The 12,830-nt window shown below is 69.0% G+C and carries 12 protein-coding genes; 6 read left to right on the top strand and 6 right to left on the bottom strand.

Annotated features, from left to right (window positions below):
- Position 1: 1 nt before the first annotated feature.
- From ACZ4EG_RS03580 to ACZ4EG_RS03565, 4 genes are all read right to left on the bottom strand, one after another.
- A complete protein-coding gene (locus ACZ4EG_RS03580; RefSeq protein ID WP_453552229.1) occupies positions 2-577 on the bottom strand; it encodes a TerD family protein in 576 nt (191 codons plus the stop codon).
- 94 nt (positions 578-671) lie between these two features.
- Entirely contained in the window at positions 672-1,247 is a 576-nt protein-coding gene (locus tag ACZ4EG_RS03575; RefSeq protein ID WP_363298963.1) for a TerD family protein, read from the bottom strand.
- Between the two features lie 115 nt (positions 1,248-1,362).
- Complete coding sequence (locus ACZ4EG_RS03570) at positions 1,363-1,821, bottom strand: peroxiredoxin (protein ID WP_390706361.1); 459 nt, start codon at positions 1,819-1,821, stop codon at positions 1,363-1,365.
- Positions 1,822-1,963: 142 nt separating this feature from the next.
- On the bottom strand, positions 1,964-2,401 hold the full coding sequence (locus ACZ4EG_RS03565; protein ID WP_263208317.1) for a DUF3052 domain-containing protein: 438 nt from the start codon (positions 2,399-2,401) through the stop codon (positions 1,964-1,966).
- Positions 2,402-2,884: 483 nt separating this feature from the next.
- Here ACZ4EG_RS03565 and aceE point away from each other — a divergent pair, with 483 nt between their 5' ends.
- Entirely contained in the window at positions 2,885-5,632 is a 2,748-nt protein-coding gene (gene aceE, locus ACZ4EG_RS03560) for a pyruvate dehydrogenase (acetyl-transferring), homodimeric type (RefSeq protein ID WP_467789378.1), read from the top strand.
- Between the two features lie 94 nt (positions 5,633-5,726).
- Positions 5,727-6,488: a potassium channel family protein gene (locus tag ACZ4EG_RS03555; RefSeq protein WP_453552224.1), complete on the top strand. Its 762-nt coding sequence runs from the start codon at positions 5,727-5,729 to the stop codon at positions 6,486-6,488.
- Between the two features lie 361 nt (positions 6,489-6,849).
- Here the strand turns inward: ACZ4EG_RS03555 and ACZ4EG_RS03550 are convergent, their stop codons facing one another.
- On the bottom strand, positions 6,850-8,505 hold the full coding sequence (locus ACZ4EG_RS03550) for an MFS transporter (RefSeq protein WP_467789377.1): 1,656 nt from the start codon (positions 8,503-8,505) through the stop codon (positions 6,850-6,852).
- Positions 8,506-8,571: 66 nt separating this feature from the next.
- Between ACZ4EG_RS03550 and ACZ4EG_RS03545 the strand changes: the two genes are divergently transcribed.
- The 3 genes from ACZ4EG_RS03545 (at position 8,572) to ACZ4EG_RS03535 (ending at position 11,414) form a co-directional block, all read left to right on the top strand.
- Positions 8,572-9,198 carry a TetR family transcriptional regulator gene (locus ACZ4EG_RS03545; protein ID WP_453552221.1) on the top strand — a complete coding sequence of 209 codons (627 nt, stop codon included), beginning with the start codon at positions 8,572-8,574 and terminating at the stop codon, positions 9,196-9,198.
- Between the two features lie 83 nt (positions 9,199-9,281).
- Complete coding sequence (locus ACZ4EG_RS03540) at positions 9,282-10,499, top strand: alpha/beta hydrolase (RefSeq protein WP_467789376.1); 1,218 nt, start codon at positions 9,282-9,284, stop codon at positions 10,497-10,499.
- A 66-nt stretch (positions 10,500-10,565) separates the two neighbouring features.
- Positions 10,566-11,414 (top strand): DUF4429 domain-containing protein, encoded by an 849-nt coding sequence (locus ACZ4EG_RS03535; protein ID WP_467789375.1) that lies wholly within the window; start codon positions 10,566-10,568, stop codon positions 11,412-11,414.
- Between the two features lie 7 nt (positions 11,415-11,421).
- Here the strand turns inward: ACZ4EG_RS03535 and ACZ4EG_RS03530 are convergent, their stop codons facing one another.
- A complete protein-coding gene (locus ACZ4EG_RS03530) occupies positions 11,422-11,886 on the bottom strand; it encodes a MerR family transcriptional regulator (RefSeq protein ID WP_390706368.1) in 465 nt (154 codons plus the stop codon).
- Positions 11,887-11,960: 74 nt separating this feature from the next.
- Here ACZ4EG_RS03530 and ACZ4EG_RS03525 point away from each other — a divergent pair, with 74 nt between their 5' ends.
- A complete protein-coding gene (locus ACZ4EG_RS03525; protein WP_467789374.1) occupies positions 11,961-12,782 on the top strand; it encodes a serine hydrolase domain-containing protein in 822 nt (273 codons plus the stop codon).
- Positions 12,783-12,830 lie beyond the last annotated feature (48 nt).

The following is a 12,830-nucleotide window of genomic DNA, read 5'->3' as shown; positions in this document are numbered from 1 at the left end:
TCTACGAGACGTTGACCCCGAAGTCCAGGGCGATGCCCCGCAGCCCCGACGCGTACCCCTGTCCGACGGCCCGGAACTTCCATTCGCCGCCGTAGCGGTACAGCTCGCCGAAGATCATGGCCGTCTCGGTGGAGGCGTCCTCGCTCAGGTCGTAGCGCGCGAGCTCCTGGCCGTCGGCCTGGTTGACGACCCGGATGAAGGCGTTGGAGACCTGGCCGAAGGTCTGGCCGCGCTCGTCCGCCATATGGATCGAGACCGGGAAAGTGATCTTGTCGCAGACGGCCGGGACCTTCAGCAGGTCGACCAGAATCGATTCGTCGTCACCCTCGCCCTCACCGGTGAGGTTGTCTCCGGTGTGCTCCACCGAACCGTCCGGGCTCTTGAGCTGGTTGTAGAAGACGAACCACTCGTCGCCGAGCACCCGCTGGCCCTGGCACAGCAACGCGCTGGCGTCCAGGTCGAAGGGGGCTCCGGTGGTGGAGCGTGCGTCCCAGCCGAGCCCGATCAGCACGTTCGTGAGATTCGGTGCGGCTTTGGACAGGGAGACGTTGCCCCCCTTGGCGAGCGTGACGCCCATGATGCTGGTCCTCCCCTAGGTGGTGCTTCTTCGGTTGTCCTGCACGTCCGGCGCCGACCGTAAACGGTGCGGCGCCGGACGAGGCGGTCACATCTCAGACGTTGACGCCGAAGTCCTGCGCGATGCCGCGCAGGCCCGAGGCGTAGCCCTGGCCGATGGCACGGAACTTCCACTCCGGGCCGTGCCGGTAGAGCTCGCCGAAGACCATGGCCGTCTCGGTGGACGCGTCCTCGCTCAGGTCGTAGCGGGCGATCTCGGCGCCGCCGGCCTGGTTGACGACCCGGATGAAGGCGTTACGGACCTGGCCGAAGGACTGCTGGCGGTTCTCGGCGTCGTAGATCGACACCGGGAAGACGATCTTGTCCACGTCGGCCGGGACCGTCGCCAGATTGACCTTGATCACCTCGTCGTCGCCCTCGCCCTCACCGGTGAGGTTGTCGCCGGTGTGCTCCACCGAGCCGTCCGGGCTCTTCAGGTTGTTGAAGAAGACGAAGTTCTGGTCACTGCCGACCTTGCCCGACGTGTCCAGCAGCAGGGCGCTGGCGTCGAGGTCGAAGTCGGTGCCGGTCGTGGTGCGGACGTCCCAGCCAAGACCGATGAGGACCGCGGTCAGACCCGGGGCCTCCTTGGTCAGGGATACGTTGCCGCCCTTGCTGAGGCTGACTCCCACGAGTCCCTCCATGTCGTGTCCAGGGGCGGGGAGCCCCGAGGTGCTTCGGATACCGGATCAACGATTCGATCCTAGTGAGGGGTTCCCGCTGCCCGCAGGCCCTGACCCCGAAGAATCACAGGGTGTCGAGCGCCTTCACGTACTCGTTCAGGTCCCGCGCGTCCGGCAGGCCGTTGATCACGGTCCACCGCACGACGCCTTCCTTGTCGATGATGAAGGTCCCGCGGACGGCGCAACCCTTGTCCTCGGCGAAGACGCCGTAGGCGCGCGAAATGTTGCCGTGCGGCCAGAAATCGCTCAGCAGGGGGTACTCCAGGCCCTCCTGCTCGGCGAAGACGCGCAGGGTGTGGATGGAGTCGTTGGAGACGGCGAGCACCTGCGTGCCGCGGTCCTCGAACCTGGGCAGGTTGTCCCGCAGCTCGCACAGCTCACCGGTGCACACGCCGGTGAAGGCGAAGGGGTAGAAGAGCAGCACCACGTTCTTCTCGCCCCGGAAGTCGGAGAGCTTCACGGTGCGGCCGTGGTTGTCCTTGAGCTCGAAGTCGGGCGCCTTGTCGCCGACCTGGATCGCCATGGTCCTGCATCCCTTCGGAGGGGCTGTTCGGGTGACACCACCCTACGCAGCCGCCACCGGGGCGCAGCGGTGCCGGGCTGGACCTTCGGCCCAGCCCGGCTGACATCAGCCCGTCCGGCGAGGGACGGCGGTCACTGCTCGATCAGCGCTTGGACTTCGCAGCCTTCGGCGTCACCAGACGCGAGCCGCTCCAGTCCTTGCCCACACTGACGCTCTTGGAGGCCGACAGCCCCGCCGTCACGGCGGCTTCCGAGATGTCGCTCGGCTCCACGTACCCGTCACGGCCGGTCTTCGGCGTGAGGAGCAGGATCGCGCCGCCCTCCTCGATGTACGTGGTGGCGTCCACCAGCACATCCGTCAGGTCGCCGTCCTCGTCGCGGAACCACAGCACCACGGCGTCCGCGACGTCGTCGTACTCCTCGTCCACGAGTTCGCTGCCGATGACTTCCTCAATGGACTCGCGGAGCTCCTGGTCGACGTCGTCGTCGTAGCCGATCTCCTGGACCACCTGCTCGGGCTGGAACCCCAGCCTGACGGCAGGGCTCGTCCGCTCCTCCGCGTGGTCCGCGGTCGCGCTCACGGGTTGCCTCCTGATCATGTCTTGGTAACTATCTCAGCCACGCGCGTGCGCGAAGCATTGGCCGTAGTCCACACGGGCGGGACGGATCGCGCAAGTACCCGGCCGTTCAGACCGCCGAAACGGTGACGATCCCGGCCGTGTCGCCGCAACTCCTGGCACCCCTCCCAAACCCAGGGTGACCCACACCACTTTCTTCTGCACCCTTGTGCCCGCTTTGCGAGCTTAGGAACCCTCCGCGAATCACCCGGGAGTGCGGCGCTCGAACGCCTTTGCCAATCACGTCATACGCTGGGCGTATCGTTGCGTTTTGGCCCGAGCCGCCCGAGTACGGCTTGAGGGAGACCGTACGGACGTCTCGGTTACCACCGAGTAGAGATGACGTGGGCCTCCCCGAGGTACACGATGGGGGACGGTGCTGGCACAAGGGATACGCCCGAGAAAAAAGCCCAAGCAGAAGCGGCCCTCTGACAGGTAAGGAACAGCGTGGCTTCCGGATCCGATCGCAACCCGATCATCATTGGCGGCCTTCCGAGTCAGGTACCTGACTTCGATCCCGAAGAGACCCAGGAGTGGCTCGACTCCCTCGACGCCGCCGTGGACGAGCGCGGCCGCGAGCGGGCCCGCTATCTGATGCTCCGCCTGATCGAGCGCGCCCGCGAGAAGCGCGTGGCCGTGCCCGAGATGCGCAGCACGGACTACGTCAACACGATCGCGACCAAGGACGAGCCGTTCTTCCCCGGCAACGAGGAGATCGAGCGCCGGATCCTGAACGCGACCCGCTGGAACGCCGCGGTCATGGTGTCCCGCGCGCAGCGCCCCGGCATCGGCGTCGGCGGCCACATCGCCACGTTCGCCTCCTCCGCCTCGCTCTACGACGTGGGCTTCAACCACTTCTTCCGCGGCAAGGACGAGGGCGACGGCGGCGACCAGGTCTTCTTCCAGGGACACGCCTCCCCCGGCATCTACGCACGCGCCTACCTGCTCGACCGGCTCACCGAGGTGCAGCTGGACGGCTTCCGCCAGGAGAAGTCGAAGTACCCGAACGGGCTCTCCAGCTACCCGCACCCGCGCTCCATGCCGGACTTCTGGGAATTCCCGACGGTCTCCATGGGCCTCGGCCCGCTGGCCGCGATCTACCAGGCCCGGATGAACCGCTACATGGAGGCGCGCGGCATCGCGGACACCTCCAAGTCGCATGTGTGGGCGTTCCTCGGTGACGGCGAGATGGACGAGCCGGAGTCGCTCGGCCAGCTGTCCATCGCGGCGCGCGAGGGCCTGGACAACCTCACCTTCGTGGTCAACTGCAACCTGCAGCGGCTCGACGGCCCGGTGCGCGGCAACGGCAAGATCATCCAGGAGCTGGAGTCGGTCTTCCGGGGCGCCGGCTGGAACGTGATCAAGCTGGTCTGGGACCGCACCTGGGACCCGCTGCTCGCCCAGGACCGCGACGGCGTGCTGGTCAACAGGATGAACACCACGCCCGACGGCCAGTTCCAGACGTATGCGACCGAGTCCGGCGCGTACATCCGCGACCACTTCTTCGGCGACGACCACCGGCTGCGCGCGATGGTCGAGCACATGACCGACGACCAGATCCTGCACCTGGGCCGTGGCGGTCACGACCACCGGAAGATCTTCGCGGCGTTCTCGGCGGCCAAGGCGCACAAGGGCCAGCCGACGGTGATCCTGGCCAAGACGATCAAGGGCTGGACGCTCGGCCCGAACTTCGAGGGCCGCAACGCCACGCACCAGATGAAGAAGCTGACGGTCACCGACCTCAAGGGCTTCCGCGACCGGCTGCACCTGCCGATCTCCGACAAGGAGCTGGAGTCCGGCCTGCCGCCGTACTACCACCCGGGCCGGAACTCGGAGGAGATCCAGTACATGCACGACCGGCGCAAGGGGCTCGGCGGGTACGTCCCGACGCGCGTCGTGCGTTCCAAGCCGCTCACGCTGCCCGAGGACAAGACGTACGCGGGTGTGAAGAAGGGCTCGGGTCAGCAGTCGATCGCGACGACCATGGCCTTTGTCCGGCTCCTCAAGGACCTCATGCGGGACAAGGAGCTCGGCAGGCGGTTCGTGCTGATCGCACCGGACGAGTACCGCACGTTCGGCATGGACTCCTTCTTCCCGAGCGCGAAGATCTACAACCCGCTCGGCCAGCAGTACGAGGCGGTGGACCGCGACCTGCTGCTCGCGTACAAGGAGTCGCCGACGGGCCAGATGCTGCACGACGGCATCTCGGAGGCGGGCTGCACGGCCTCCCTGATCGCGGCCGGCTCGGCCTACGCGACACACGGCGAGCCGCTGATCCCGGTCTACGTCTTCTACTCGATGTTCGGTTTCCAGCGCACGGGTGACCAGTTCTGGCAGATGGCCGACCAGCTGGCGCGCGGTTTCGTTCTCGGCGCGACCGCCGGCCGTACGACGCTGACCGGTGAGGGTCTGCAGCACGCGGACGGCCACTCGCAGCTGCTCGCCTCGACGAACCCCGGCTGTGTCGCCTACGACCCGGCGTACTCGTACGAGATCGCGCACATCGTGCAGGACGGCCTGCGCCGTATGTACGGCAGCGACGCGCAGCACCCGCACGGCGAGGACGTCTTCTACTACCTCACCGTCTACAACGAGCCCATCCAGCACCCGGCCGAGCCGGCGGACGTGGACGTCGAGGGCATCCTCAAGGGCATCCACCGGATCGGCGCGGGCACGGCGGGCTCCGTCCCGGCGCAGATCATGGCGTCCGGCGTGGCGGTGCCGTGGGCGGTCGAAGCACAGCGGATCCTCGCGGAGGACTGGGACGTACGGGCCGACGTCTGGTCGGCGACCTCCTGGAACGAGCTGCGGCGCGAGGCCGTGGCATGCGAGCAGCACAATCTGCTGCACCCAGAGGAGGAGCAGCTCACGCCGTACGTCACGCGCAAGCTCAGCGGCGCGGAGGGGCCGTTCGTGGCCGTGTCCGACTGGATGCGGTCGGTTCCGGACCAGATCGCCCGGTGGGTGCCGGGGACGTACCAGTCCCTCGGTGCGGACGGCTTCGGCTTCGCGGACACGCGGGGCGCGGCTCGCCGCTTCTTCCACATCGACGCGCAGTCGATCGTGGTGGCGGTGCTGACCGAGCTGGCGCGGGAGGGCAAGGTCGACCGTTCGGTACTGAAGCAGGCCATCGACCGGTACCAGCTGCTTGACGTGTCGGCGGCGGACCCGGGAGCGGCCGGCGGCGACGCGTAGCGCCGCGGTTTCGCGGCTCGAGCGGCTCTTGAGCTGCTGAGGGGCGGTGGGGCTCGATGCTCCACCGCCTCCGCGTTTTCCTTACGATGCGGGCATGGAGGAACAATCGGCGCAGGCGCGTTGGGAGCAGCACACCCAACGGCCCCTGCTGGCGCTCGCGGTGGCCTTCGCCGTCGCCTATGCCGTGCCGATCGTGGACAGTTCGGCGGGGCGCTCCCTGACGGCCGCGTGCACGGTCGTGGAGTGGGTGGTGTGGGGGTCCTTCGCCACGGACTATCTGATGCGGCTGGCGCTCGCGCGCCGACGCAAGGAGTTCGTACGGACGCACTGGCTGGACCTGTGCGCGGTGATACTGCCGATCCTCCAGCCGCTGCGGCTGCTGCGGCTCGTCTCGACGCTGCTGCTGGTGGGACGGCGGGCGCGGATGGCTTCGCAGATCCGGCTGACGACGTATGTCGCGGGGGCGGTCGTCGGGTTGCTGATGTTCGGGTCGCTGGCCGTGCTGTCGGTGGAGCGGGAGTCGCCGCACGGGAACATCCGGACGCTGGGTGACGCCGTGTGGTGGTCGTTCACGACGATGACGACCGTCGGGTACGGGGATCATGCGCCGACCACCGGGCTGGGGCGGATGATCGCGGTCGGGCTGATGCTGTCCGGGATCGCGTTGCTGGGTGTGGTGACCGCGAACATCGCCGCGTGGTTCATCGCGCGGTTCGAGAAGGACGATGTGGAGGAGCGGCGGCAGACGGAGGCGATCGAGTCCTTGGCCGCGGAGGTACGGGGGCTTCGGGCGGAGGTGGCCGCGTTGACTGCGTTGGCTTCGGCGCGGGAAGCGGTGGAGGAGCGGCCGGGGTAGGGGGTTGGGGTTGCCCTGTGGGGGGTGGGGGTGGCTCCCCGGCGTTATGAGCTGCCGTGGGCTGCCCTGGGTGGGGGTGGGTCGCGCTACCCAGCGCTTGCGGGGTGCCGCTGCGCCCACCCGTGCTGCCCCAGGCGGCACGACTGCCCGCAATTGGGCGGGATCGGTGACCGCAGCTGGGCGGGACGGGTGGGCGCAGTTGGGTGGGGCGGGTACTCGGACCTGTCGGCGCGCTGCCCCCCTCCAGCAGCGCGCCGCAGTTGGGTGTCCTCCTATGCCCTGCGGAGGACTTGACCCACTGTGAGCTGCGGCGCGTGCCGGAGGTGAGGGATCTTCAGTCGCGTCACCCAGATGGGGGAACTCAGATGTGGCCCACGCCCGCACCCGCGTCGGCGTTCTCTCCGCGCTTGGTGAGCAGTGCCACCAGCACGGCCACGGCCGCCACGCCCGCGGCGACCAGCGACGCCAGGCTCATGCCGGAGATGAAGGTGTCGTGCGCGACCGAAGTGATCTTCGCGACGATCACGTCCGGAGTGCCCTTGTCGACCGGCGCGACACCGACCTGGACCGCTTCCGAGGCCTGGTCGAGCTGGGTCGGCGTGAGCTTCGGGAGCCCCGCGTCGGCCCAGTTGGCCGGCAGGTCGCTGTCGACCTTGGAGGCCATCACGGCACCCAGCACCGCCGTACCGAGGCTGCCGCCGATCTGCATCGCCGCCTGCTGGAGACCGCCGGCCACACCGGAGAGCTCCATCGGGGCGTTGCCGACGATGACCTCCGTCGCGCCGACCATGACGGGCGCGAGGCCGAGGCCCAGCAGGGCGAACCAGAGCGACATCACACCGCTGCCGGTGTCCGTCTCCAGCGTGGACATGCCGTACATGGCGACGGCGGTGGCAACCATGCCGCCGGCCAGCGGGATGCGCGGGCCCAGCTTGGTGATCATCGCGCCGGCGAGCGGCGAACCGACGATCATCATGCCGGTGAGGGGCAGCAGATGGAGTCCGGCGTCGATCGGGCTCATGCCATGGACGTTCTGGAGGTAGAACGTCACGAAGAACAGACCGCCCATGAAGGCGATCGCCATCAGGACCATCAGGACCACGCCCGCGGACAGCGGGACCGAGCGGAACAGGCCCAGCGGGATGAGGGGTTCCTCGACCTTCGTCTCCCAGAAGGAGAAGACGGCGAAGAGCAGCACCGATCCGGCGATGAACGCCCAGGTCCTGCCGTCGCCCCAGCCCCAGGCCGGCGCCTTGATGAGCGCCCAGACCAGGCAGAACATCGCGCCGGAGAGCAGTGCGATGCCGAGGAGGTCGAAGGAGCGCGGCGCGCTGTGCTCATCCAGCGGGCTCCGCTCGAGGGCGGCGCGGTGGTCGCGGAGGATCAGCGCGCCCAGGACCAGGGCGATCAGGCCGACCGGCACGTTGATGAAGAACACCGACTGCCAGTTGACGTGCTCGACGAGGACACCGCCGAGGATCGGACCGCCCGCGGTGGACGCGCCGATGACCATGCCCCAGATGCCGATCGCCATGTTGAGCTTCTCGGCCGGGAAGGTGGCCCGCAGCAGGCCGAGCGCGGCCGGCATCAGCAGCGCGCCGAACAGGCCCTGGCAGACGCGGAAGGTGACGACCGCGGCGATGCTGTGCGACAGGCCGATGGCGCCCGAGGCGGCGGCGAAGCCGGTCACACCGATCAGGAAGGTCTGCCGGTGGCCGAAGCGGTCACCGAGCTTGCCCGCGGTGATCAGGGAGACCGCGAGGGCCAGGAAGTAGCCGTTGGTGATCCACTGGACCTGCGCGAAGGTGGCGCCGAGGTCCTTCTGGATCGCCGGGTTGGCGATGGCCACGATGGTGCCGTCGAGGGCCACCATCATGACCCCTACGGCCACGGTTATGAGGGTGAGCCAAGGGTGGCCGCGCAGGCCCGCGGCCGGGACCGGGTCCGACGGGGCCGACGGAACCTTCTCCGCCCTGTCCCCCGACCCCGTCGTGTCGATGGTGGTCTGACTAGTCATGCCTTCGAGGCTAGTGACAGCCACTGACAATTGACAAACCAAATCACAAGTCGGTAACTGACACATATGGAAACACTGCGCGAACGCAAGAAGCAGCGCACCCGGGACGCACTGCTGCGGTCCGCGCTCGAACTGTTCACCACCCGGGGCTACGAGGAGACGACCGTCGACGAGATCGCCGAGGCCGTCGATGTGTCGCAGCGCACGTTCTTCCGCTACTTCGCCAGCAAGGAGGACGTGGCCTTCTTCGTGCCACGGCTCGCCGAGTCGCACTACGTCGAGGCGGTGCGCGAACGCCCGCCGCACGAGGCCCCGCTGGAGGCGCTGCGCCGGGCCGTGCTGGAGAGCTGGGACACCATCGAGGAGGCCGTCGAACAGGTCGTCCCGGTCGAACTCCACATGCGTGCCTACCGGATGATCGAGGCGACGCCCGCCCTGCTCGCCGCCCATCTGCGGCGCTCGGCGGAGCTGGAGGAACAGATCGCGCGGATCATCGCCGAACGCGAGGGCCTGGACATCGACGCGGACCCGCGTCCGCGGCTCGTGGTGGCCCTCTTCGGCGCGGTGATCCGGGTCACCGAACGCGCCTGGTCCGTGGGGGACGACGCCAGCGTGGGGGCGATCCGCGAACTCACCGCCGCCCACCTCGATCAGGTGGGACCCGCGCTCGTCGGGAGCTGGCGGAAGGACTGAGGCCATTGTCACGTGCGCTTGAAACGTGATCCCTGTCACTCAGTTACCGCGAGACCCTCCCGTTCTCCTAGTGTGTCCTCCCAGTGACTTCCTTCGACACCTCCCCGCAACTCAACGTCTGGCGCGCGCTGCTCGCGCTGGGCGTCGTGTTCGTGATGCTCGCGACCACCGGTTGGACCGCCCTGCGCACCCACCGGGAGACGACCCCTCTCCAGGCCTCGCTCACGAAGTGGGAGCACGGCCGCTTCCACGGCCACCACCTGCCGGACCCGGACGCGTCCCCCGCCCGGCTCGCCCGTTTCTTCGCCTCGCTCACCGAGCAGGAGCGCGGCCGCCTCGCACACCGCTACCCGCTCGCGGTCGGCAATATGAACGGCGCCCCCGTCGAGCTGCGCTACCAGGCCAATCACCTCGCCATGAAGCAGGCGCGCAAGGTCGAGAAGAAGCGCATGCACGACAGCCGGCTCAGCCCTGCCGGGCAGCAGCAGGCGGGCCGTCGTATGCACCGCTACGAGTCGCTGATGTCCGGCGGCCGCCAGATCCTCTCCTTCGATCCCGAGGGCACGGGCCGGATCGCCGAGGTGTTCGGGAACCTGGACAAGGCCGAGCGGATCTCGGTCGTCGTCCCCGGCGTCGACACCGATCTGCTCACCTTCCAGAAGACGAACCGCAAGTACTCGGCGACGGCCGGCATGGCCAAGGCCCTGTACTCGGCCGAGCGCACGGCGAGCCCCACGACCCGTACGGCCGTGATCGCCTGGGCCGACTACACCGCGCCCAACGGACTCGGCGTGGACGCGGCCACGGCGATGCGCGCCGAGGACGGCGCCGTACGGCTGAACGCCCTGCTGCGCGCGCTCCCCGGCAGCGCGCCCGTGTCGATGTTCTGCCACAGCTACGGCTCCGTGGTCTGCGGGGTCGCCGCGCACGCGATGCCGGACCGGGTTGCCGACATAGCCGTGGCCGCGAGCCCCGGTATGCGGGTCTCCGATGCCGCGCACCTGGGCACCTCGGCGCGGGTGTGGGCGATGCGGGACGCCACCGACTGGGTCCAGGACGTGCCCTACCTGGAGGTCGGCGGCCTCGGGCACGGCGCCGATCCGGTGTCCTCGGCGTTCGGCGCCCGGGTGCTCTCGGCGCGGGACGCGCAGGGACACAGCGGCTATTTCGAGCCGGGCACGGACAGCCTGCGGAACTTGGCCGACATCGGTGTTGGCGCGTACCGCGCGGTGACGTGTGCGCACGATGTCGACGTGTGCCGGGAGGGTTTGTCCGGCACCGACACGGCAGGACGCGCGTAGAGGCGCAGGAACTGCGGTCTGCGCGGGGAGGGGACGAAAAAGCGCGTGCCGCATACGATGAGCCGCATGGGTGATGTACTGGCCGGATTTCATGCCGCCTGGGAGTTCGAGTCCGACTCTGTGCTCATCCGCTACGAACGGGGGATTCGAACACCGAAGCTGTTCCAGGCTCTTGGGGAACGGCGCATCCCGCTCTCCGCGCTCTCGGGTGTGACGCTCGGCGTCGGCAAACGCGGCACCGTCGTGCTGCGGGCCGAGCCCCGCCCCGGCGCGGATCCGCTGATGGAGGCGGCGGCCGGGCAGTTGAAGGAGGGCTCCGACCCCTACCGGCTGGTCCTGCCCGCCGAGCGCGAGACCCTCGCCGAGTACTACGCCGACGAACTGCGCGCGCAGCTCACCGAGTCCGGGCCCGCGGAACGCCATCTGGTCACCGCGCCCGACGCGCCCCGGCACTTCAAGGCGTACGACGGCAAGGCGTCCTTCGACGGGTCCTCGGTGCAGTTCCGCTGGTCCTGGACCGGCGCCTCCTCGGCGAAGTGGAAGGCCGGCGACCAGAGCTTCCCGGTCGCCGACCTGAGCGGCGTCGAGTGGCGCTCGCCCGAGGTCTTCGAAGGTCATCTGCGGCTCCTGCACCGCGACTCCACCGTCGAGCAGCCCGCCCAGCCGGACCAGGATCCCGCGACGGTCGTCTTCGGGCTCGGTTACGGTCCCGTGCACGAGTCGCTGCCCTTCGCCGCGGCCGTCCTGGCGGCGGTGCGGGCGCGGGGGCCGGCGGCGGTGCCGGCCACGGCGGGCCGGCGCGACCCCGCGGACATCGCCGAGCGGATCCGTCATCTCGGGGAGCTGCACCGGGCCGGGCTGGTCACGGACGAGGAGTTCTCGACGAAGAAGGCCGAGCTGCTGGCGGAGCTCTAGCCGGGCGCTACGCGGTGCTTCCGCTCGCGTAGAAGCTGATCTTCCGGTCGAGTACGGCGAGCGTGTCCCGGAGTTCGGCGATACGGGCCAGCACGTCCCTGCGGGTCGACTCCAGCAGCTCGTGCCGCTCGGCGTAGGTGGTCTCGCCCTCGCGCACCAGCTCCGCGTACCGGACCATGTCCGCGACCGGCATACCGGTCAGCCGCAGCTTGCTCACGAAGTCCAGCCAGTCCAGATCGCGGTTGCTGTAGCGGCGCTGGCCGGTGTGCGACCGGTCGATGTGGGACATCAGCCCGATCCGCTCGTACCAGCGCAGGGTGTGGGCGGTCAGTCCGGTGAAGGCGACGACCTCGCTGATTGTGTAGCTGTCCTGACCGTCGGGCCGCGGATGCCTCCGGGGTGGCGCGGCGCAGAGGTCCACGGGGGTCGAAGTCTGCTCGGTGGCCACGGGCGAGGTCTGCATCACCGTCATGGTCCCCACGCTATGGCCTTCGAGTGAACTCCAAGCAACCGGAACCCGGTAAGAAGTCGCTTAGGCTCGGCCGCATGTCGCTGAAGAGTCTCACTTCGATCGAGAGCTGGCCCGTTCCCACCGCGGCGGCGGGGGTCGTACGGGCCGACGGTGCGGTACTGGGGAGCCATGGTCCCGTCCGGCAGCGGTTCGCGCTGGCCTCGGTCACCAAGCCGCTCGCGGCGTACGCGGCGCTCGTGGCGTACGAGGAGGGGGCGATCGAGCTCGACGAACCGGCCGGGCCGCCCGGGTCCACGGTCCGTCATCTGCTCGCCCACACCTCCGGGCTGGCCTTCGACGAGCACCGGGTGACCGCGCCGCCCGGAGAGCGGCGGCTGTACTCCAACGCCGGGTTCGAGCAGCTCGGGGACCATATCGCCAAGGCGACGGACATTCCGTTCGCGGAGTATCTGCGGCAGGCCGTGCTGGAGCCGCTGGGCATGACGTCGACCTCGCTGGAGGGGTCGCCGGCGAAGGACGGTGTCTCCACGGTCGAGGATCTGCTGCGGTTCGCTGCCGAGGTGCAGGCGCCTCGGCTGCTGGATGTCCGTACCGTCGCCGAGGCGATGACCGTGCAGTTTCCTGGGACCAAGGGGGTCCTGCCGGGGTACGGGCATCAGAATCCGAACGACTGGGGGCTCGGCTTCGAGATCCGGGACGCCAAGTCTCCGCACTGGACCGGGGGTTCGTCCTCGCCTCGGACGTTTGGGCATTTCGGGCAATCCGGTACGTTTTTGTGGATCGACCCGGTTGTGGGGGTGGCGTGCGCCGCTTTGACCGACCGGGCCTTCGGGCCCTGGGCGATCGAGGCGTGGCCGGTGTTCACGGATGCGGTACTGGCGGAGTTGCGTGGCTGACGTCGGGTTTTTTCGCCCCCGCCACCCCTACCCTTCCCGTCCCTGGGG

It is taken from the genome of Streptomyces sp. NPDC025638 (genome assembly GCF_055558775.1).
Note: the sequence above shows the minus strand (reverse complement) of the source record. Positions and strands in the feature narration are given on the sequence as shown.

What these genes read in the sequence shown, in the direction of transcription:
- ACZ4EG_RS03535 (WP_467789375.1), top strand. Translation starts at nt 10,566, where the DNA reads ATGGGTGATGTACTGGCCGGATTTCATGCCGCCTGGGAGTTCGAGTCC.
- ACZ4EG_RS03580 (WP_453552229.1), bottom strand. Translation starts at nt 577, where the DNA reads ATGGGCGTCACGCTCGCCAAGGGGGGCAACGTCTCCCTGTCCAAAGCC.
- ACZ4EG_RS03555 (WP_453552224.1), top strand. Translation starts at nt 5,727, where the DNA reads ATGGAGGAACAATCGGCGCAGGCGCGTTGGGAGCAGCACACCCAACGG.
- ACZ4EG_RS03550 (WP_467789377.1), bottom strand. Translation starts at nt 8,505, where the DNA reads ATGACTAGTCAGACCACCATCGACACGACGGGGTCGGGGGACAGGGCG.
- ACZ4EG_RS03525 (WP_467789374.1), top strand. Translation starts at nt 11,961, where the DNA reads ATGTCGCTGAAGAGTCTCACTTCGATCGAGAGCTGGCCCGTTCCCACC.
- ACZ4EG_RS03570 (WP_390706361.1), bottom strand. Translation starts at nt 1,821, where the DNA reads ATGGCGATCCAGGTCGGCGACAAGGCGCCCGACTTCGAGCTCAAGGAC.
- ACZ4EG_RS03530 (WP_390706368.1), bottom strand. Translation starts at nt 11,886, where the DNA reads ATGACGGTGATGCAGACCTCGCCCGTGGCCACCGAGCAGACTTCGACC.
- ACZ4EG_RS03545 (WP_453552221.1), top strand. Translation starts at nt 8,572, where the DNA reads ATGGAAACACTGCGCGAACGCAAGAAGCAGCGCACCCGGGACGCACTG.